The organism is Phycicoccus avicenniae, from assembly GCF_050496545.1.
GTDB lineage: Bacteria > Actinomycetota > Actinomycetes > Actinomycetales > Dermatophilaceae > Phycicoccus > Phycicoccus avicenniae_A.
Genome location: NZ_JBNVZV010000001.1, coordinates 265,473 through 284,833 on the forward strand (window position 1 = coordinate 265,473; position 19,361 = coordinate 284,833).

A 19,361-nucleotide genomic window follows, 5' to 3' on the forward strand; every position below is an offset into this window, starting at 1 on the left:
CGTCTTGCCATTCGAGCCGGGCTATCCCACATCCTGGGATCCGGAGCGCTCGGCCGGAGCCGCTTCCGGAGTCCCATCGGTGTCCTCCGCGTCCTCCGTCGGGGGCTCCCCCGACGGCTCGACCGGGTCATCGGACGCGTTCGCCCGCGCCCGCCGGCCGGTGAACCAGACGATCCACAGGCCGAGGAGGAAGACGAGGATGCTCGTCCACACGTTGAGCCGCTGGCCGAGGATCAGCTCGGCCTCGTCGGTGCGCATCTTCTCGACGACGATGCGGCCGATCGGGTAGCCCGCCACGTAGAGGCCGAGCAGCTGGCCGGGCGCCAGGCGGCGGCGCCGGTCGACCATCAGCAGCGCGGTGCCGAGGGCGACGAGGAAGAGGGACTCGTAGAGGAAGGTCGGGTGGAAGACCCCCGCGATGACGGCGTTCCCCGAGGCGTCGGTGACCGCCCGACCGGCCGCCTGGTCCCACTGGTGGACCTCCAGCCCCCACGGGAGCGTGGTCGGGCCGCCGTGCAGCTCGTTGTTGAACCAGTTGCCCCAGCGGCCGATGGCCTGGGCGAACGCGACCCCCGGGGCCGCGGCGTCGGCGAAGGCGAGGAAGGGCACGCCGGCGCGCTTGCAGCCGATCCACACGCCGACGGCACCGAGCGAGATCGCGCCCCAGATGCCGAGGCCGCCGTTCCAGATCTTCACGGCGTCGAGGAGGTTTCCGCCCTCACCGAAGTACGGGCCGGGCGTGGTGACGACGTGGTAGAGCCGGCCACCGACGATGCCGAAGATGACGGCCCACGCGGAGACGTCGAGGACGATGCCGCGGTCGATGCCCCGCGAGGCGAGGCGGCGTCCGGTGAGCCAGACCGCGAGGACGATGCCGGCGAGGATGCAGAGGGCGTAGGCCCGCAGCGTCAGCGGCCCCAGCTCGAGGGCCCCGACGGTGGGGCTGGGCAGGTAGGTGGTCACGTCAGCGCCGCGGCTCGGGCCGGCGGGTCACTTGGTGGCGTCCTGGACGGCCTTCGTGAAGCCCTCCACGGTGCCGATCGTGGCCAGGTCCGTCATCTGCCCGTCGATCATCACCGTGGGGGTGCCCTGGAAGCCGGAGATCTTGAAGGCGGCGTCGTTCACGGAGCTGATGTACTTCGTGTACGTGCCGTCGGCGACGCACGTGTTCCAGGTGGTGAGCGCGTCGCCCGTGATGCCGGCCGTCTTCGCCCAGCCGTCGAGGGTGGCCTGGTCGACGTCCTCGCCCTCGGCCTTCTGGGCCGCGTAGACGGCGTCGTGGAAGGGCTGGAACTTGCCGTCGGCGGCGGCGCAGAAGGCGCCGTTGCCGGCCGGGGTGCTGTTCTCGGCGCCGGTCTTGTCGTCGAGGAAGTTCAGCACGTGGTAGGTGAGCTTGATCTTGCCGCTCTTGGCGAGGTCCTCGATGGTCGGGCCGAGGATGCCCTCGAACTGCGCGCAGACCGGGCACTGGAAGTCCTCGTAGAGGTCGACCGTGGGGGCGTTCGCGGCGGGCGTGACGTCGGCGAAGGCCGGGTAGCCCTTGCCCATCGTCGCGCCGGCCGGGGTGGCCGTGCTCGTCCCGACCGAGGCCTGCTTCTGGGCCTGGGACCACACCACGCCGCCGACGACGGCGATGATCGCGACCACGGCCACGACGGTGGCGACGACGATCTTGTTGGCTCCCCCGCCCCCGCTCTTCTGGGCGGCCTGGATCTTGGCCTGCCGGGCGTTGCCCGTGGCCTTCGTCGTGCTCGGCTTCTTGGCCATGGTCGTGGAGGTGCCTTTCGGGGTGGAGCGGGTCAGTGTCCGAAGAGGACGCGGTCGAGGGAGGCCAGGGAGCGTGGTCGCCACCAGAGGTAGGCCCCGGCGAGGGCGAAGACGGCGTCTCGGGCGATCTCCTGAGGGTACTTCGTCTCGTTCGCGCCGATCTTCCCGCCGCCGCCGAAGCAGCCGCAGTCGATGGTCAGGCCCCGCGCCCAGGCCTGCGCGATCCCGATGACGAAGACGACCATGAGGAGGGTGGCGACGACGGCGACCGGGCGGGTGAACAACCCGAGGACGAGCAGGACCCCGAGGACGATCTCGAGGAAGGGCAGGGCCAGGCCGATGAAGCCCGCGAGGTCGTACGGCAGGATCTCGTAGCCCTGGACGGCGCGCTGCGAGGTGAGCGGGTGCCCGACCTTGACCGCACCGGCGTAGACGAGCACCGCACCGAGGAAGAGCCGGGCGACCAGACCCACGACGTCACGGACGCGCTCGCGGCGGTGCCAGGGCTCGGTGGTGGTGTCGGTGCCCTCGGCGGTCGTGCTCATCGTCGTCCTTCCCGGACCCCTGCGGCGAGCTCCTCGGTCAGAGAGCGCAACGCCTCGAGGCGCTGCGCGGGTTCCCCGTCGCCGCCGAGCGTCCGCACCAGGGCCGAGCCGACGATGACGCCGTCGGCGTAGCCGGCGATCTCGGCGGCCTGCTCGCGGGTGGAGACGCCCAGGCCGATGCAGACGGGCAGGTCGGTGACCGCCCGCACCCGCTCGACGAGGCCCCGCGCGTCGGTGTCGACGCTCGTGCGCACCCCGGTGACACCCATCGTCGAGGCTGCGTAGACGAAGCCGCGGCAGGCGCTCGTGACGGTGGCGAGCCGCTCGGGCGTGCTGCTGGGCGCGACGAGGAAGACGCGGTCGAGGTCGTGGCGGTCGCTGGCCGCCACCCAGTCGCGGGCCTCGTCGGGGACGAGGTCGGGGGTGATCAGCCCGGCGCCGCCGGCGGCGGCGAGGTCGGCGGCGAAGCGCTCGACGCCGCGCTTGAGGACGAGGTTCCAGTAGGTCATGACGACCGGCACCGCGCCGGCCTCACGGACCGCCGCCACCGCTCCGAAGACGTCGTCGGTGCGCACCCCGGCCTCGAGGGCCGCGGCCATCGCGTCCTGGTTGACCGGGCCGTCGATCACCGGGTCGCTGTAGGCGATGCCGACCTCGACGACGTCGCAGCCGGCCTCGACGAGCACGCGCATCGCGTCGACGGACTCGGCCACGCTCGGGAAGCCGACGGGGAGGTAGCCGACCAGGGCCGCGCGGCCCTCCGCCCGGCAGCGGGCGAAGACGTCGGCGAGCGCCGTGTCGGTGGCGGTGGTCACTGGGTGCCCTCCTCGACGAGCCCGAACCAGGCCGCGGCGGTGTGCATGTCCTTGTCCCCGCGACCGGAGAGGTTGACGAGGAGCAGCGCGTCGGGGCCGAGCTCGCGGCCGACCTCCATCGCGCCGACGAGCGCGTGCGCCGACTCGAGCGCCGGGATGATGCCCTCGGTGCGGCAGAGCAGCGAGAACGCCTCCATCACCCGGTCGTCGGTGGCGTACCGGTACTCGGCCCTCCCGCTGTCGCGCAGGTGCGCGTGCTCGGGGCCGACGCTCGGGTAGTCCAGGCCCGCGGAGATCGAGTGCGACTCGATGGTCTGGCCGTCGGCGTCCTGCATCAGGTAGCTCATGGCGCCGTGCAGCACCCCCGGCGTGGCGTCGGCGGCGAACCGGGCCGCGTGCCGCCCGGACGCGACGCCCTCTCCCCCGGCCTCGACCCCGATGAGCCGCACGCCGGCGTCCGGCACGAACCGGTGGAAGATGCCCATCGCGTTTGATCCGCCTCCGACACAGGCGATCACGGCGTCGGGCAGCCGGCCGGTGAGCTCGAGGACCTGGGCGCGGGCCTCCTCGCCGATGATCGCGTGGAAGTCGCGGACCATCTCGGGGAACGGGTGCGGGCCGGTGACCGTGCCGATGGCGTAGTGCGTCGTGGAGACGTTCGTGACCCAGTCGCGCAGCGCCTCGTTGATGGCGTCCTTGAGGGTGGCCGACCCGTGCTCGACGGCGACGACGGTGGCGCCGAGGATCTTCATCCGGGCGACGTTGAGGGCCTGGCGCTCGGTGTCGACCTTGCCCATGTACACCGTGCACTCGAGGCCCATCAGGGCGGCGGCGGTGGCGGTGGCCACGCCGTGCTGGCCGGCGCCGGTCTCGGCGATGATGCGCGTCTTGCCCATCCGCTTCGTGAGCAGCGCCTGGGCCAGCACGTTGTTGATCTTGTGCGAGCCGGTGTGGTTGAGGTCCTCGCGCTTGAGGACCACGCGCGCGCCCCCGCAGTGCGCGGCGAAGCGCGGCACCTCGGTGATGATGCTCGGCCGGCCGGTGTACGTGGCGTGCAGCCGGGCCAGCTCGTCCTGGAACCCGGGGTCGACGGCGGCCTTCTGGCGGGCCTCGTCGAGCTGGTCGAGGGCGGGGACGAGGGCCTCGGGGACGTAGCGCCCGCCGAAGTCGCCGAAGCGGCCGGGGCGGGGCAGCTCGTCGACGGTCAGGCCGTCGGCGGGGTCGACCGGCTCGAGGGGCTCGGCGGGCTGGGTCACGGTTCCTCCTCCGCCGCACCGGCGGCGACGATGGCGGCCGCGGCCGCCGTGGGGTCCCCCGTGCGCACGAGCGCCTCGCCGACGAGGACGACGTCGGCGCCCTGGCGGGCGTAGGCGGCGGCGTCCTCGGGCCCGGTGATGCCGGACTCGGCGACGGTGACGACGCCGCCCGGCAGCAGCGGGCGCAGCCGCGAGAAGGTGTCGGCGTGCACCTCGAGGGTCTTGAGGTTGCGGGCGTTGACCCCGATGACCGAGGCGCCGGCGTCGACGGCGCGCTGGGTCTCGGCCTCGTCGTGCACCTCGACGAGCGCGGTCATCCCCAGCTCGCCGACGCGCGAGAGGAGGGCCGCGAGGGTGGGGTCGTCGAGGGCGGCCACGATGAGCAGGACGATGTCGGCGCCGTGCGCGCGCGCCTCCCACACCTGGTAGTCGGTGACGACGAAGTCCTTGCGCAGCACCGGGACCGACACGGCGGCACGGACGGCGTCGAGGTCGGCGAGGCTGCCGCCGAAGCGGCGCTGCTCGGTGAGGACGGAGATCGCCGAGGCGCCGCCGGCCTCGTAGGCGGCGGCCAGGGCGGCGGGGTCGGGGATGTCCGACAGCGCGCCCTTGCTCGGGCTGGCCCGCTTGACCTCGGCGATGAGCGAGAGGCCGGGACGGCGCAGGAACGCCTCGGCGTCCAGGGCCGGCGGCACAGCGGCGGCGGCGTCTCGCAGCGCGGCGAGGGAGCGGGTGGCCTCGCGCCCGGCGAGGTCCTCGCGGACCCCGGCGACGATGGAGTCCAGGACGGTGCTCACGGGCGGGGCGCCGTCATCGGATGGAGGGGGCCTCGGTGTGGTCGCGGCCCGCCGCGCCGTACCCGGCCATCGAGAGCACCTTGCCGGCGACGGCGCCGACCACGGCCAGCACCGCACCCCCGACGAAGAGCCAGAGGTTGGGGAACACGACCGCGAGGGACATGATCGTCGAGGCGACGATGATGATCGCCACGGCGGTCCAGGCGGCGACGCTGTGTCCGTGGTCCTCGTGCTCGTCCATGGGGTGCACCTCTGCGGTCGGGGGCCGTGGGCGGCCCGGCGGTCGTTCTCGTCGTCGATTCTGTCAGGTCCGCGGGTCGTCGCCGACGTCGGTCGGGTCACGTCCGGCGGACAGGTCGTCCCAGGCGGTGCCGACGCGCTCGCCCCGCGACCCCGCCACGTGGTCCTCGCCGGACCCCGTGCGCTCGTACCGGCGCGACGGGCCGGACCACCGGCGCCGGCCGACGAGCGCGGCCCCGAGGGCGAGGAGGGTGACGAGGACGCCGAGGAGGGCCACCCACGGCCACGCCGTCGCCGTGGCCTGCGCCTCCACCGTGCCGGTGCGCCCCACCCGGGCCGCGGCCACCGGCCCGAGGACCCCCGAGGGGTCCGCGAGCACGCGGGCGACGAGCCCGGCCGCGGCGACCACGCAGGCGACCCAGAGCACGAGGGCCACCCCGCGGGCGACCCGGCCGGCGGCGACGACGGCCACCGCGGCGGCGGCCACCGCGAGGGCGACGGCCGAGAGTCCGGGGGCGACCTCGGCGCCGGTGGCACTCACCCGGCTGCCGCCGAGCACGGCATCGGCGACCGTGCCGGTCACCCACGGCCGGAAGCCGGCGACCAGGACGACGCCGGCGCCGAGCAGTGCGAGGAGGGCCACCGGCCCCTTGCCGGTCAGCCGCCTCACGAGACGGTCCGCATCGACCCGGCCGTGGCGACCGCGCGGAGCGCGGCGGTCGCCTTGTGCACGCACTCCTCGTACTCGCGCGCGGGCACCGAGTCGGCGACGATGCCGGCGCCGGCCTGCACGTGGGCGACGCCGTCCTTGACGACGGCGGTGCGGATGGCGATGGCCATGTCGAGGTCGCCGTGGAAGTCGAGGTAGCCGACGACCCCGCCGTACACACCGCGCCGCGACGGCTCGTAGTGCTCGATCAGCGCCAGGGCGCGCGGCTTCGGGGCGCCGCTCAGGGTGCCGGCCGGGAAGGTCGAGACGAGGACGTCGTACGCGCTCGCGCCCGGCCGGGTGTCGCCGACGACGGTGGACTCGAGGTGCATGACGTGGCTGTAGCGGCGCACGTCCATGAACTCGACGACGTCGACGGTGCCGGGACGGCAGACCCGCTGGAGGTCGTTGCGGCCGAGGTCGACGAGCATCACGTGCTCGGAGCGTTCCTTGGGGTCGGCGAGCAGCTCCTCGGCGAGGCGCACGTCGTCCTCGGGCGTCTTCCCGCGGGGCCGCGACCCCGCGATCGGGTGGGTGATGGCGCGCTCGCCGGTCACGCGCACGAGCGCCTCGGGGCTGCTGCCGACGACGGTGTAGTCCGAGCCCTCGGCGTCGTGCAACCGGAAGAGGTACATGTACGGGCTGGGGTTGGAGGCCCGCAGCGCGCGGTAGACGTCGAGCGGGTCGCCCGGGCAGTCGAGCGAGAACCGCTGCGAGAGAACCACCTGGAACACCTCGCCGGCGCGGATGTCCTCCTTGGCGAGCTCGACGACCTCCTCGTACCGGCCACGCTCGGTGTTGGAGCGCACCTGCGCCATCGCCGCGTCGACCGCCTCGGTGTCGACAACCGCGACCGTGCTCGGGGCCGGCGCGGCGAGGGCGGCGGTCATCGCGTCGAGGCGGGCGACGGCATCGGCCCAGGCGTCCTCCACCCGCTCGTCGGTGTCGTCGTAGTTGACGGCGTTGGCGACGAGGAGGATCGAGCCGTCGGCGTGGTCGAGGACCGCGAGGTCGGTGGCGAGGACCATCGAGAGCTCGGGGAGGCCCAGCTCGTCTGGCAGCTCGGCGGGCACCTTCTCCCAGCGCCTCACGGCGTCGTAGGAGATCGCGCCGACCATCCCGCCGGTGAGCGGGGGCAGGCCGGCGATGGGCGGGGTGGCCAGCGCCTCCATCGTGCCGCGCAGCGCCTCGGTGGCCGGGCCCTCGGTGGGCACCCCGACCGGCGGCTCGCCCACCCAGTGCGCGAGGCCGTCCTTCTCGGTGAGGGTGGCCCGGCTGGCGGCGCCGACGATGGACCAGCGCGACCAGACGCCCCCGTGCTCGGCGGACTCCAGGAGGAAGGTGCCGGGCCGGCCGGCGGCGAGCTTGCGGTACACCCCGACCGGCGTCTCGGCGTCGCCCATCAGGCGGCGGACGACGGGGATGACGCGCCGGTCGCGCGCGAGCACACCGAAGACGTCCAGGCCCGGCCAGGTCTGCCCGAAGGCGAGGTCGGGGGTCTCGGCGGCGGGCGCGCTCACGCCCCTCCCCCGATCGTCGCCCCGAGGTCACCGGCGTCGAAGCAGGTGCGGTCGCCGGTGTGGCAGGCGGCGCCGACCTGGTCGACGCGCACGAGCACGGCGTCGCCGTCGCAGTCGAGCGCGACCGAGCGGACGTGCTGCACGTGCCCACTCGTGTCGCCCTTGCGCCAGTACTCGGAGCGGCTGCGCGACCAGAACGTCACCCGGCCCTCGGTGAGCGTACGGCGCAGCGCCTCGTCGTCCATCCAGCCGAGCATGAGGACCTCGCCGGTGTCGTGCTGCTGGACGACGGCCGCGACGAGGCCGTGCTCGTCGCGCTTGAGGCGGGCGGCGAGGGCGGGGTCGAGGGCGTCGGGGGTCGGCACGCGCCCATTCTGCCGTGGCGGCGCGGCCGGTCCGATCGCGCCCGCCCCCGCGCGCGGGAGACGTTCGGCGCATTCTCGCCGGATCCCCCATCCGGTCGGCCGAGGGCTCCGAACCACAGCGGGTCGCTGTGGACCCTGCTGGTCGGCAGCCATGACCCGCTCTCGCGCGGGAACAGGCCCGCGCCCCAGGAAGGGAACCGGCATGGCAGGGACATCACGACGCGGACTCCTCGCGGCGGCTGGAACGGGGACGGCCATCGCCGTCGTCGCGACAGCCGGTGCGGCACACGGCGCACCGCGCACCAGGGACGAGGCACTCGGCGAGCTCGACGGCGCCGTCCTCGTCGCCTTCATCGAGGACCCGGGCTCCGGCGTCCTCTCCCTCATGGTCGGCGAGGAGGAGGTCGAGGTCCACGACCCCGCCCTCGTCCGCCGGCTCGTCAAGGCGGCAGGGGGGAAGGCCTGATGTCCTCCCACCGCGAAGCACCCGAGGTCTCCAAGGACCCCGTCGCCGACAACACCGACGTCTACGCGTTCGTCAGCCCCGACAAGCCAACCCACGCGACGCTCATCGCCAACTTCATCCCGTTCCAGAACCCGCAGGGTGGGCCGAACTTCTACGAGTTCGGCGAGGACGTCCTCTACGAGATCAAGATCAGCAACTCGGGCACGGCCGGCGAGGCGGACATCGTCTACCGGTTCCGGTTCGAGACCACCATCCGCAACAGCAAGACCTTCCTCTACAACACCGGTCAGATCACCTCGATCTACGGGCCCCAGTGGAACCGGCCCCAGCGATACACCGTGACGCGCTACGAGAAGGGCAAGGGCTGGGCCACGCTCGCCGAGGGGCTCGGGTGCCCGCCGGTCAACGTCGGGCCGCGCAGCACGCCGGACTACGAGAAGCTCGCCGCGCAGGCAGTCCACCGCATCGCGGGCGGGCGCACCGTGTTCGCCGGGCAGCGGGCGGAGGGCTTCCACGTCGACCTCGGCAGCATCTTCGACCTCGGGACGCTGCGCCCCTTCCAGATGGCGCACCTCATCCCGTCCGCCACGGCGGCCGGGGTCAACGGCACCCAGGGGCTCAACGTCCACAGCATCGCCATCCAGGTGCCCACCTCCGACCTCACGGCCGACCACCGCACGCCGAAGGACGTCTCGTCGGCCACATCGGTCGTCGGCGTGTGGGCCACCGCGAGCCGGCAGAAGACCCGCGTGCTGCAGGCGGGCAAGGGCACCTCCACGGCGACCGGTCCGTTCCAGCAGGTCTCGCGGCTCGGGAACCCCCTGTTCAACGAGGTCATCACCCCGATGGCCGAGAAGGACCGGTGGAACGCCCTCGAGCCGTCGAAGGACTCGGCCTTCGCGACGTACGTCGCGCGGCCCGAGCTCGCCCGGCTGCTGCCGGTGCTCTACCCCGGGGTCTTCCCCAAGCTGGCCGCCTACAAGAAGAACCGCGCCGACCTGCTCGCCATCCTCCTGACGGGCATCCCGAAGGGTGTGGTGCCGGGGTTCCAGAACTACACGGGGACCACCCAGGCCGACATGCTGCGGCTCAACCTCGCGGTCCCGCCCGCGAAGAAGCCGAACCCGATCGGTCTCGTCGCCGGCGACGCCGCCGGGTTCCCGAACGGGCGCCGCCCGGTCGACGACGTCGTGGCCATCGAGCTGCGCGCCGTCGCCGGGGCGACCATCCCGCTCGTCGACCCGTCGTTCACCCCGGACGACGCGACCGCAGGGCTGACCGACGGCACGACGAACACCAACCCGCCCTTCCTCGACGTGTTCCCGTACCTCGGGACGCCCGCGGGCGGCTACCAGACGACGCCCGGCACGGCCGGCGGCGCCGCCTGATCACCGGTGCGTCCCACCCACCTCGTGCGGTGGGTGGGACGCACCGCACCCCCTCCCCCGCACCGCACCGCACCCGAGAGGACCTGCCATGGGCACCCCGGAGAACCCCCACGCCGGCCAGGGGCCGGTCCCGCTCGACATCGGCGGCGACGTCGGGGCGCTCGTCGTCACGATGCCGGACGGCCGGCCCGACCTCGAGGGCCTCGAGGTCGAGATCCGCCCGGCCGGCGCCGCCGCCCCCACGCACCACCACCACGACGGGCACCATCACCACGCGCACGGCGGCCACGACCACGCGCGCTCGCCCTTCCCGCACGTCGGCGTCGTGGGTCGCCCCACCCCCGCGGGCACGGTGCACTGCCTCGTCTACCCGGCGGTGACGGCCGGCGACTACGTGCTGTGCCCGATGCCCGGCGACACGGTCGCCCTGACTGCCACCGTGGTCGGCGGCGAGGTCACCGAGCTGGAGTGGCCGGGCTGACCGGCTCCGCGGGAGCGGGCCGCAGTCGGCGGTCCAGGGCGACCACCCCCGCGAACAGGCCGAGGAAGAGCACCGTGATGCCCACGCAGGCGACGACGACACCGGCCGCGCCGCCGTCCTCGCGGTGGTCGAGGAACGGGTAGGGGTACCAGCCGCTCAGCGCCCCGACGACGAGGGTCCAGACGAGCCAGACGACCGGCCAGGCGAGCGCCTCCCCTGCTGTGCGCCACGTCGTCCGGGGACGCGGCCCGACGAGGAACCAGGCGAGGACGGCCAGGACCGGCACCGCCATGTGGAGGAGCTTGTCGGCGAGCCAGTCGGCGCCCTCGAGGTCGAGCAGGGGGCGGAGCAGCACGAAGTGGACGAGGCCGGTCACGGTGATGCCGACCAGGGCCGCCAGCCGCACCGGGCGCCACCATCGGCCGTCGCGCGCGGGGTCGCGCCACAGCTGCCAGGCGGTGACGGCGACGAGGACGTTGCTCTGGATGGTGAAGTAGGAGACCAGCCGGCCGAGGCGGATCCCGAGCGGCGGGACCGACGTCTCGTCGAGCACCCGGCCGCCCTGCAGCACGAGGACGGTCTGGAGCACGAGCGCGGCGGTCGCCACGAGGGCGACGACGAGGTGCAGCATCCGGGCACGGGAGGCGGTCACGGGCGCGAGCCTAGGCCCGGAGGGGGCGACGCGGCTCAGGACGACGCCGCGAACACCGAGGCACCCCGTAGCACCGACCAGAAGCCGACGCCGAGGAAGACCGGTGCCCCCAGCAGCCCGCACCAGAAGCTGCGCGCCACCGCGCTTGGAGGGACGAGCGCCGCCGGCACGGCGATCGCGCTGAGCAGCACCGCCGCCAGGTGCAGCACCGGCTGACCGAAGACGACGGCGAGCGCGAAGAAGTGCACGCCGACGACGAGCAGGACCAGGGGCGCGAGGAGGTCGGACCGCCCGTGCCGGGCGAGCAGCAGGCCGGCGACCACCGCGACGAGCACCTCGGCCCAGAACACGACGAGGTAGAGGGTGAACCCCCGGCCACCCGTCGCGATCGCGGTCCCGCCGTCCCAGTTCCGGGCCGCGAGCGTGCCGCTCCAGCCGGCCAGCGCCAGCCCCGCGACGGACAGCACGCCGAGCAGCGCCCGCCAGACCCAGGCGCGGGGCGGCCCCTCCTGCGCCCAGCCGGCCCAGGCGAAGGCCCCGGCCCCGAAGACGGCCCCGATCATCACGAGGTCGCGCGGCAAGGTGTCGTCGAACATCGGTGGTCCCCCCTGGGACGTCAGGTGGCGGTGGCCCGCCGGACGGGCAGCCCCTCGGCGGCGAGGGCGTCCTTGACCTCGCCGATGGTCAGGTCGCCGAAGTGGAACACGCTGGCGGCGAGCACCGCGTCCGCCCCGGCCTCGACGGCCGGCGCGAAGTGCCCGACCGTCCCCGCTCCCCCGCTCGCGATGACCGGCACGCGCACCTCCGCGCGCACGAGACGGATCAGCTCGAGGTCGAAGCCGTCCTTGGTGCCGTCGGCGTCCATCGAGTTCAGGAGGATCTCGCCCGCGCCCAGCGACTCGGCACGGGCGCACCACTCGACGGCGTCGAGACCGGTACCGATACGACCGCCGTGGGTCGTCACCTCGAAACCCCCTGTCGCCGAACCTGATGCGTCGCGCCGACGGCGCACGTCGGCCGAGAGGACGAGCACCTGGGCGCCGAACCGGTCGGCGGTCTCGGCGATGAGCTCGGGGCGGGCGATGGCGGCGGTGTTGACGCCCACCTTGTCGGCGCCGGCCCGCAGCAGCCGGTCGACGTCGTCGACGGTGCGGACGCCACCGCCGACGGTGAGGGGGATGAAGACCTCCTCGGCCGTGCGGGCGACGACGTCGTACATCGTCGCGCGGTCGCCGCTGCTCGCCGTGACGTCGAGGAAGGTCAGCTCGTCGGCGCCCTGCTCGCCGTAGCGGCGGGCCAGCTCGACGGGGTCACCGGCGTCGCGCAGGCCACGGAAGTTCACGCCCTTGACGACGCGCCCGTCGTCGACGTCGAGGCAGGGGATGACACGCACGGCGACCGACACGCGCGTCAGCGTAGCCGCGGCACTAGGGTCGGTCAGCGTGTGGTTCCAGGTCACGGACCCCGCGGACCCGGCGCACGTCGACACGGTGCTCGCGGCGCTGCGCGACGCCCCGGCCCGCTGCGGTGGGGTGAAGGTCCTCGCCGTCGACGGGCCGAGCGGCTCGGGCAAGACCACGCTGGCCAAGGGGGTCGTCGACGCGCTCGGCTGCCCCGTCGTCCACATGGACGAGCTCTTCCCGGGGTGGGACGGCCTGGCCGACGCCGTGCCGCTGCTCGTCAACCAGGTCCTCATCCCCCTCTCGCGCGGCCGGGCGGCCCGGTACCGCCTCTGGGACTGGGAGACCGACACCTGGGGCGGGAGCCGCGACGTCGCGCACGCCCCGCTCCTCGTCGTCGAAGGCTGCGCCTCGAGCGTCGGTGCGGCGGGTGGCTACGCAGCCCTGCGGGTGTGGGTCGAGGCCGGACGTGCCGAGCGGATGCGGCGGGGTCTCGCCCGGGACGGCGAGACCTTCCGCCCGCACTGGGAGCGCTGGGCGGCCCAGGAGCGGGCGCTGTTCACGGCCGACCGCACCCGCGAGCGGGCCGACGTCGTCCTCTCGACCGGCGACGGGTCGTGAGCACCGCCGGGCGCGCCCGCCGCGTCGTGCTCGACACCCGGACCGGGCTCGAGCGCGGGCTGCACCGGCTGCACGACCGCCTGGTCTTCCTCGCGCAGATAGGCGTGGCCGTCGTCCTCGCCTGGACGCTCGCCCGGCACGGGCTCGGGCACGTCCAGCCGTTCTTCGCACCCGTCACGGCGATCCTCTGCCTCGGTCTCACCTACGGCCAGCGGCTGCGGCGGATCGTCGAGGTCAGCCTCGGCGTGGCCATCGGCGTGCTCGTCGGCGACGCCGTCGTGCTGCTCCTCGGCAGCGGTCCGGTGCAGATGGCCCTCGTCGTCGTGTTCGCGATGGCGGTGGCCATCGTCGTGTCGACGGGGCAGCTCGTCGTCATCCAGGCCGGGGTGCAGTCGGTGTTCATCGTGGCCTTCGTCGCGACGACCGGTCAGGGTGTGTCGCGGTGGCTCGACGCCGTCGTCGGCGGGGCCGTGGCCCTCGTCATCGGCGCCGTCGCCCCCACGACGCCGGTCGCCCGGCCGCGGGCCGAGGCGGCGCGCACGGTCCGCGGCGTGGCCGCGACCCTGCGTGAGGTCGCCGATGCCCTCCGCTCCCAGGACGCCGAGGCCGCCGCCGACGCCCTCGCCGCCTCCCGGGCCCTCGAGGAGCAGATCGGCGAGCTGCGGACCGCCGCTGCCGAGGGGGTGGCCGTCGTCCGGCAGTCGCCCCTGCTGCGCCGGCACCGGCCCCAGGCGGTGGCGGCCTCCGCCCTCGTCGTGCCGCTGGACCGGTGCGTCCGCAACCTGCGCGTCCTCGCCCGGCGGGCTGGGGTCGCGGTGCGCCGCGAGGAGCCGGTGCCCCCGCGCTACGTCGACCTCGTCGACGAGCTCGCCCGGGCCGCCGAGGACCTCGCCCGAGTCCTCGACGAGCACACGCTGCCCTCGGCCGGACGCGGCGTGCTGGAGCGGGTCGCCGGGCTCTCGGCGCGGGCCGAGCCGTCGGCCGGGCTCTCCGCCGAGATGGTGCGCGGGCAGGTGCGCTCGATGGTGGTCGACCTGCTCGTCGTCGCCGGCCTCGACGACGACGAGGCGCTCCAGATGGTCCCCGAGTCCCACCTGCCCTGACCCGGCTGGCACGATGCGTCGGTGAGCAGCCCGGATACCCGAGACACCCCGACGATGCCCCGCTGGGTGATCGTCACCGCGCTGGTGCTCGTGGCGTCGAACCTGCGGACGCTCATGGCCAGCCTGCCGCCGCTCGCCGAGACCATCCGGGCCGACCTCGGCCTGAGCAACGCCTGGCTGGGCGTGCTGACGACGCTGCCGGTGCTCTGCATGGGGCTGCTGGCGCCGGTCGCCAACCAGGTCGCCCGGCGCACCGGCCCCGCGTCGGCCGTGGGCGCGGGCATCGGGCTGGTCCTCGTGGGGGTGGTCGTGCGCGGCTCCGGCGGCGGGCAGGTGTGGTCGCTCTACGCCGGCACGCTCGTGGCCGGCGCCGGCATCGCGCTGGCCGGCACCCTGCTGCCGGGCATCGTCAAGACCGTCTTCCCGGCGCACCGCTCCGGCCTCGGCACCGGCCTGACGATGATGTCGATGATGGGCGGCGCCGCCCTGGCCTCGGCCCTGGCCGTGCCGCTGGCCGGTGCGCTCGGCGGGTGGTCCGGGTCGCTGCTCGCGTGGGCGCCGCTGGCCGCCGTCGCCGGGCTGGTCTGGATTCCGGTGGCGCGGTACGCGCGCCGCCGCGCGGCGAACCAGCCTGCGCCCGAGGACGTCTCGCACGCCCTGCCGTGGCGCAGCATCACGGCCTGGATGCTCGCGACGTACCTCACCTTCCAGTCGTGGCAGTTCTACTCCTCCCTCGCGTGGCTGGCGCCCACCTACGAGGCCTCCGGGTGGTCGGCCCGGGACGCGGGCCTGCTCATGTCCGTCTTCACCGGCGCCCAGCTCGTCTCCGGGCTGCTCGCCCCGGTGCTCCTGGACCGCCGCACCGACGCCCGCGTGCTGCTGTTCGGCGCGACGCTGCTCGGCGGGCTCGGGGAGGCCGGGGTCTGGCTCGCGCCCGACCTCGCGCCGTGGGGCTGGGCGGTGCTCGTCGGGGCCGGTCAGGGCGCGTGCTTCGCCCTGGGGCTCGGCCTGCTCGTCCGCTACGCCGCCACCGCGCGCGACAGCGCACGGCTCACCGCGATGGGCTTCCTCGTCTCGTACACGATCGCCTCGGCGGGCCCGGCGACGATGGGCGCGGTCCGCGACGCGACCGACGGCTACGCCTGGCTGTGGGCGCTGCTCGCGCTGCTCGCCGTCCCGCAGCTGCTCGCCGCGAGCCGGCTGCGCCCGGACGCTGCACGGGTGGGCGAGGCCGCCGAGCCGGTCAGGACCTGAGCCGGCGCTCGCGCACGAGGCCGGCGAGCCGGCGCGCCTCGGCCCGGCCCTCCTCGCCGTCGACCCGCTGCACCGCCATGACGGCGAGGACGTCGGTGTCGGCGAGCTCCAGGCTCACCCACGGGTCGCCGTCGGGGAAGCGGACGTCGACGATCTCGTCCCACCCGACCGTGCGGGTGCTCATGAGGTTGCGCACGGTGAGGCCGTCGGGGCCTGCCACCGCCCGGATGGCCGCGTACCTGGAGAGGAAGGCGGCCACGAGCAGGCCGAAGACGACGAGGGCCACCTGGTCCCCCGGCCCCCACGCACCCGAGACGCCCATCCCCACGGCGACGGCCGCGCAGATGACGACGAAGGTGCCCGCGACGACGAGCGGGACGACCCGCCCGCGGCGCGGTCGGAACGGCGCGGCCGGAGCGGGTCCCGCGGCGTCGCTCACAGGCGGCAGGCCGTGATGTCGGTGACGAGGATGGCCCGGGCGCCGAGGTCGTACAGCTCGTCCATCACGGCGTTGGTGCCGATCCGCGGGACCATCGCGCGCACGGCGCACCAGTCGCGGTTCTGCAGCGAGGAGACCGTCGGGCTCTCCAGGCCGGGGGTCACGGCGCAGGCACGGTCGACGAGCGAGGCCGGCACGTCGTAGTCGAGCATCACGTAGTGCCGAGCGGTGACGACGCCGAGGATGCGCCGGCGCAGCACCTCGATGCCGGCCTTCTCCTCGCTGCCGTCCCGGCGGACGAGGACCGCCTCGCTGCGCAGGATCGGCTCGCCGAAGACCTCGAGTCCCTGGCTGCGCAGCGTCGCGCCGGTCTCGACGACGTCGGCGATGACGTCGGCGACCCCGAGGGTGATGGCGGTCTCGACGGCGCCGTCGAGGCGCACGACCTCGGCCTGCACGCCGTGGTCGGCGAGGTGCTTCTCGACGAGCCCGGGGTAGCTCGTGGCCACGCGCCGCCCGGCGAGGCCGTCGACACCCGTCGCGGTGCCGGGGCGCCCGGCGTAGCGGAAGGTCGAGCCACCGAAGCCGAGGGTCATCACCTCGACGGCGGCCGAGCCGGAGTCGAGGAGCAGGTCGCGACCGGTGATGCCGCAGTCGACGGTGCCGGAGCCGACGTAGACGGCGATGTCGCGCGGGCGCAGGTAGAAGAGCTCGACGCCGTTGTCGGCGTCGGTGACGACGAGCTCCTTGGTGTCGCGGCGGGTGCGGTAGCCGGCCTCGCGGAGCATGGCGGCCGCGGGCTCGGAGAGCGACCCCTTGTTGGGGACGGCGATGCGGAGCATGGGGTGGTGGTCCTCGCGTTCGGGCCGCTCAGAGGTGGCGGTAGACGTCGTCGGGGGTCAGGTCGGTCGCGACCATGAGCACCTGGAGGTGGTACAGCAGCTGGCTGACCTCCTCGGCGGTGCGCTCACGGCCCTCGTGCTCGGCGGCCATCCAGACCTCGGCCGCCTCCTCCACGATCTTCTTGCCGATGGCATGGACGCCGGCGTCGAGGGCGGCCACGGTGCCGGAGCCCTCGGGGCGGGTGCGGGCCTTCTCGGCGAGCTCGGCGTACAGGTCGTCGAACGTCTTCACGAGGCACAAGGGTACGGGGGCGGCCGGGTGCCCCCGACAGCCGTCCGCCCCTCCCGTCCGGGCTCGCTCAGACGCGGGCCGCGAAGACGGCGTGCCCGTCGGCGGTGGTGTGCACGGCCACCTCGTGGACGCCCGCGTCCGCGAGGGTCCGGAGCACGGCCGTGCGGCCCCACAGCGGCCCGGCCCCCTCGCCTCCGGCCCTCCGTACCAGGGGGAGGCAGCGGGTGAAGCCCGACGCGTACTGCCACGCGGCACCCGAGGTCCGGTCGAGCGAGAAGTCCCCCGTGGCGTCGGCCTCGGCCACGACGAGGACCGCCCCCGGCGCGGCGTCCGCGAGGAGCCGGGCGAGGTCGGCGGCCGGCCGCGGGAGGTCGTGGAGGACGTCGACGAGCAGCACGACGTCGGGCCGCTCCCCCGCCGGCGCCTCGGGACCGACGACGCAGCGGTCGCCGAAGCGGGCCAGCCGGCCCCGCGCGATGCCGAGCGCCACGGGGTCGATCTCGAGCCCGACGAAGGACGCCTCGGGGTACCGCTCGGCGAGCACCTCGAGGGCCCACCCACCGCCGCAACCCACCTCGATCACGCGGCACCCGGCCTCCAGCGCCTCGACCACCCCGGCCACCGGGGCGAGGAGCGCGGTGACGACGGCGCCGGGGTCGGAGGCGAGCGCGGCGGCGTCCTGCAGCCGGGCCCAGCCGTCCCCGTAGACGGCCGGGTCGGCGCCCTCCCCGTCGCGCAGGGCGGCGGCGAGGGCGGCCACGACCGCCGGCGTGCGGTCGAGGAGCGCCGACTCGATGTCGACCGGGCTGTCCACACCGGCGACCTCGAGGACCTCGTCCAGGCCGGGCAGGGCCGCGAACCGGTGCCCCGTGGCGTCGACGTCGAGGAAGCCCGCGACGGTCATCGCCCGGCACCACTCGGCGGTGAGCCGGGGGTCGGTGCCCGCCCGGGCGGCCAGCTCCTCGGCCGTCCCCGCGGCGCCGACGACGGCGGAGAGCAGCCCGGCCCGGAACCCGGCGAGCAGCACGACGAGGTCGGCCCGTGCGTCGTGGACCCGCTCGAACGCCGCCCAGGCGTTGCCGGGTGTCCCGCCGTCGAGGGTCATCGCGCGGTCCGTCGGCTCAGGCCACCGCGGTCGGGGTGGTTGCGCGCTGCGCCCGCTCGTGCTCGGCCATCCGGGTGAGCTTGACCCACTGGCTGAAGCCGTAGAGGACGAACATCCCGTAGAAGATGTACATGACCGACGTCGGCACGTAGCCGGTGGCGAAGCCGAGCGGCACGCCGACGAGGTCGACGCCGATCCAGGCCAGCCAGAACTCGTTCCAGCCGCGGGCCATCGAGTACGTGGCGACGATCGAGCCGACGAAGATCCACGCGTCGCACCAGTAGAACCACCACTGCGGCGTGAAGAACGGGTTGGGCGAGAGGTTCCACAGCGCCACGAAGGCCTCGTGCACGACGACGGTGCCGAGCAGCCAGCCGGCCCCGACGGCGAGGCGCTCGCGCGACGTCATCCAGCGCGGGACGACGGCCGGTGCCCCGCCTCCGCCCGTGGCCCGGCGGTGCTGCGCCCACCGGTACCAGCCGTACAGGCTGACGATGATGAAGAAGACCTGGCGCCCGGACTGGCCGAAGAGCGGGATGCGCTGGTCGGCACCGAACGCGGCGCCGACGTAGACGAAGAAGAGCATCACGTTGGCGACGATGCCGACCGGCCAGGCCCACACGGCGCGCTTCATCCCGTACCAGGCCGACGCGACGCCGATGAGGACCCCGAGCAGCTCGAGCCAGTGCAGCCGGTACGGGCCGATGTCGACGCCGGCGTCGATCATCCGCTGGAAGAGGTTCTGCGAGGCGACGGTGGCGGCGGCGAGGGCGGTCATCGGCGGGCTCCTTCGGGCTCGGGGCGGGTGGTGGTGGAGGGAGCGACGCGGCGGAGCACGTCCGCCGTCGCGACGGCGGCGGTGGCGGCCTCGTGGCCCTTGTCCTCCGTCGAGCCGGGCAGGCCGGCGCGGGCCCGGGCCTGCTCGTCGTCGTCGCAGGTGAGCACCCCGAACCCGACGGGGACGCCGGTGCGTACCGACACCTCGGTCAGCCCGGCGGTGACGCCCTGGCAGACGTACTCGAAGTGCGGGGTCCCACCGCGGACGACGACCCCGAGCGCGACGAGCGCGTCGTGGGTCGGCGCCAACCGGGCGCACGCGACCGACAGCTCGACCGTGCCGGGGACGCGCACCACGAGCGGGTCCTCGACGCCGGCCTCGGTCAGGGCTCGCAGCGCGCCGTCCAGGAGGCCGTCCATCACCTCCGCGTGCCACGACGCGGCGACGACGGCCACGCGCAGACCATGCCCGTCGGCCGTGACGGTCGGGGCTCCGTGTCCACTCATCTCTCGTGCGCTCCTCGGGT

The 19,361-nt window shown here is 74.5% G+C and carries 25 protein-coding genes; 6 read left to right on the top strand and 19 right to left on the bottom strand.

Annotated features, from left to right (window positions below; translation table 11 throughout):
• Positions 1-21: 21 nt before the first annotated feature.
• The 10 genes from lgt to hisI form a co-directional block, all read right to left on the bottom strand.
• Positions 22-963, bottom strand: coding sequence for a prolipoprotein diacylglyceryl transferase (gene lgt, locus ACQZ2A_RS01310; protein ID WP_430206685.1), 942 nt, complete (start codon positions 961-963; stop codon positions 22-24).
• 27 nt (positions 964-990) lie between these two features.
• Positions 991-1,767 carry a DsbA family protein gene (locus tag ACQZ2A_RS01315; RefSeq protein ID WP_430206686.1) on the bottom strand — a complete coding sequence of 259 codons (777 nt, stop codon included), beginning with the start codon at positions 1,765-1,767 and terminating at the stop codon, positions 991-993.
• A gap of 32 nt (positions 1,768-1,799) precedes the next feature.
• Positions 1,800-2,312 carry a MauE/DoxX family redox-associated membrane protein gene (locus tag ACQZ2A_RS01320; RefSeq protein ID WP_430206687.1) on the bottom strand — a complete coding sequence of 171 codons (513 nt, stop codon included), beginning with the start codon at positions 2,310-2,312 and terminating at the stop codon, positions 1,800-1,802.
• Positions 2,309-3,127 carry a tryptophan synthase subunit alpha gene (trpA, locus tag ACQZ2A_RS01325; protein WP_430206688.1) on the bottom strand — a complete coding sequence of 273 codons (819 nt, stop codon included), beginning with the start codon at positions 3,125-3,127 and terminating at the stop codon, positions 2,309-2,311. Before trpA ends, ACQZ2A_RS01320 begins: the two co-directional genes overlap by 4 nt.
• Complete coding sequence (trpB, locus tag ACQZ2A_RS01330) at positions 3,124-4,335, bottom strand: tryptophan synthase subunit beta (protein WP_430206768.1); 1,212 nt, start codon at positions 4,333-4,335, stop codon at positions 3,124-3,126. Before trpB ends, trpA begins: the two co-directional genes overlap by 4 nt.
• Positions 4,336-4,379: 44 nt before the next feature.
• Entirely contained in the window at positions 4,380-5,180 is an 801-nt protein-coding gene (trpC, locus tag ACQZ2A_RS01335; protein ID WP_430206689.1) for an indole-3-glycerol phosphate synthase TrpC, read from the bottom strand.
• A 13-nt stretch (positions 5,181-5,193) separates the two neighbouring features.
• Positions 5,194-5,421: an HGxxPAAW family protein gene (locus ACQZ2A_RS01340; protein WP_430206690.1), complete on the bottom strand. Its 228-nt coding sequence runs from the start codon at positions 5,419-5,421 to the stop codon at positions 5,194-5,196.
• Positions 5,422-5,484: 63 nt separating this feature from the next.
• The gene (locus tag ACQZ2A_RS01345; protein WP_430206691.1) at positions 5,485-6,090 is read right to left on the bottom strand and encodes a Trp biosynthesis-associated membrane protein; all 606 of its coding nucleotides are present in this window, start codon (positions 6,088-6,090) and stop codon (positions 5,485-5,487) included.
• Positions 6,087-7,649 (bottom strand): anthranilate synthase component I, encoded by a 1,563-nt coding sequence (locus ACQZ2A_RS01350; protein ID WP_430206692.1) that lies wholly within the window; start codon positions 7,647-7,649, stop codon positions 6,087-6,089. The genes ACQZ2A_RS01345 and ACQZ2A_RS01350 overlap by 4 nt, the downstream gene beginning before the upstream one ends.
• Positions 7,646-8,014: a phosphoribosyl-AMP cyclohydrolase gene (gene hisI / locus ACQZ2A_RS01355; protein WP_430206693.1), complete on the bottom strand. Its 369-nt coding sequence runs from the start codon at positions 8,012-8,014 to the stop codon at positions 7,646-7,648. Before hisI ends, ACQZ2A_RS01350 begins: the two co-directional genes overlap by 4 nt.
• 202 nt (positions 8,015-8,216) lie before the next feature.
• Here hisI and ACQZ2A_RS01360 point away from each other — a divergent pair, with 202 nt between their 5' ends.
• The 3 genes from ACQZ2A_RS01360 (at position 8,217) to ACQZ2A_RS01370 (ending at position 10,349) form a co-directional block, all read left to right on the top strand.
• On the top strand, positions 8,217-8,480 hold the full coding sequence (locus ACQZ2A_RS01360; protein WP_430206694.1) for a hypothetical protein: 264 nt from the start codon (positions 8,217-8,219) through the stop codon (positions 8,478-8,480).
• The gene (locus tag ACQZ2A_RS01365; RefSeq protein WP_430206695.1) at positions 8,480-9,868 is read left to right on the top strand and encodes a DUF4331 domain-containing protein; all 1,389 of its coding nucleotides are present in this window, start codon (positions 8,480-8,482) and stop codon (positions 9,866-9,868) included. Before ACQZ2A_RS01360 ends, ACQZ2A_RS01365 begins: the two co-directional genes overlap by 1 nt.
• An 88-nt stretch (positions 9,869-9,956) precedes the next feature.
• On the top strand, positions 9,957-10,349 hold the full coding sequence (locus ACQZ2A_RS01370; protein WP_430206696.1) for a hypothetical protein: 393 nt from the start codon (positions 9,957-9,959) through the stop codon (positions 10,347-10,349).
• Here the strand turns inward: ACQZ2A_RS01370 and ACQZ2A_RS01375 are convergent.
• From ACQZ2A_RS01375 to hisF, 3 genes are read right to left on the bottom strand one after another with little or no spacing between them, the layout of a single operon-like run.
• Positions 10,324-11,001, bottom strand: coding sequence for a Pr6Pr family membrane protein (locus ACQZ2A_RS01375; protein ID WP_430206697.1), 678 nt, complete (start codon positions 10,999-11,001; stop codon positions 10,324-10,326). The two genes, ACQZ2A_RS01370 and ACQZ2A_RS01375, sit on opposite strands and share 26 nt — an antisense overlap.
• Positions 11,002-11,036: 35 nt before the next feature.
• Positions 11,037-11,597 (bottom strand): hypothetical protein, encoded by a 561-nt coding sequence (locus ACQZ2A_RS01380; protein ID WP_430206698.1) that lies wholly within the window; start codon positions 11,595-11,597, stop codon positions 11,037-11,039.
• Between the two features lie 20 nt (positions 11,598-11,617).
• The gene (gene hisF, locus ACQZ2A_RS01385; protein ID WP_430206699.1) at positions 11,618-12,406 is read right to left on the bottom strand and encodes an imidazole glycerol phosphate synthase subunit HisF; all 789 of its coding nucleotides are present in this window, start codon (positions 12,404-12,406) and stop codon (positions 11,618-11,620) included.
• A gap of 37 nt (positions 12,407-12,443) precedes the next feature.
• Here hisF and ACQZ2A_RS01390 point away from each other — a divergent pair, with 37 nt between their 5' ends.
• From ACQZ2A_RS01390 to ACQZ2A_RS01400, 3 genes are read left to right on the top strand one after another with little or no spacing between them, the layout of a single operon-like run.
• Positions 12,444-13,022 (top strand): hypothetical protein, encoded by a 579-nt coding sequence (locus ACQZ2A_RS01390; protein ID WP_430206700.1) that lies wholly within the window; start codon positions 12,444-12,446, stop codon positions 13,020-13,022.
• On the top strand, positions 13,019-14,125 hold the full coding sequence (locus ACQZ2A_RS01395) for an FUSC family protein (protein ID WP_430206701.1): 1,107 nt from the start codon (positions 13,019-13,021) through the stop codon (positions 14,123-14,125). Before ACQZ2A_RS01390 ends, ACQZ2A_RS01395 begins: the two co-directional genes overlap by 4 nt.
• Positions 14,126-14,146: 21 nt before the next feature.
• Positions 14,147-15,379: a CynX/NimT family MFS transporter gene (locus ACQZ2A_RS01400; protein WP_430206702.1), complete on the top strand. Its 1,233-nt coding sequence runs from the start codon at positions 14,147-14,149 to the stop codon at positions 15,377-15,379.
• Here the strand turns inward: ACQZ2A_RS01400 and ACQZ2A_RS01405 are convergent.
• The 6 genes from ACQZ2A_RS01405 to ribH all read right to left on the bottom strand — a co-directional run bounded on the left by ACQZ2A_RS01405 (position 15,369) and on the right by ribH (position 19,341).
• Complete coding sequence (locus ACQZ2A_RS01405; protein WP_430206703.1) at positions 15,369-15,818, bottom strand: PH domain-containing protein; 450 nt, start codon at positions 15,816-15,818, stop codon at positions 15,369-15,371. The genes ACQZ2A_RS01400 and ACQZ2A_RS01405 overlap by 11 nt on opposite strands.
• Entirely contained in the window at positions 15,815-16,660 is an 846-nt protein-coding gene (gene hisG, locus ACQZ2A_RS01410) for an ATP phosphoribosyltransferase (RefSeq protein WP_430206704.1), read from the bottom strand. Before hisG ends, ACQZ2A_RS01405 begins: the two co-directional genes overlap by 4 nt.
• A gap of 28 nt (positions 16,661-16,688) precedes the next feature.
• Positions 16,689-16,952, bottom strand: coding sequence for a phosphoribosyl-ATP diphosphatase (locus ACQZ2A_RS01415; RefSeq protein ID WP_430206705.1), 264 nt, complete (start codon positions 16,950-16,952; stop codon positions 16,689-16,691).
• A 67-nt stretch (positions 16,953-17,019) separates the two neighbouring features.
• Positions 17,020-18,057, bottom strand: a complete 1,038-nt coding sequence (locus tag ACQZ2A_RS01420; RefSeq protein WP_430206706.1) for a class I SAM-dependent methyltransferase — start codon at positions 18,055-18,057, stop codon at positions 17,020-17,022.
• Positions 18,058-18,073: 16 nt separating this feature from the next.
• Entirely contained in the window at positions 18,074-18,835 is a 762-nt protein-coding gene (pnuC, locus tag ACQZ2A_RS01425; protein WP_430206707.1) for a nicotinamide riboside transporter PnuC, read from the bottom strand.
• Positions 18,832-19,341, bottom strand: coding sequence for a 6,7-dimethyl-8-ribityllumazine synthase (ribH, locus tag ACQZ2A_RS01430; RefSeq protein ID WP_430206708.1), 510 nt, complete (start codon positions 19,339-19,341; stop codon positions 18,832-18,834). The genes pnuC and ribH overlap by 4 nt, the downstream gene beginning before the upstream one ends.
• Positions 19,342-19,361: the final 20 nt, after the last annotated feature.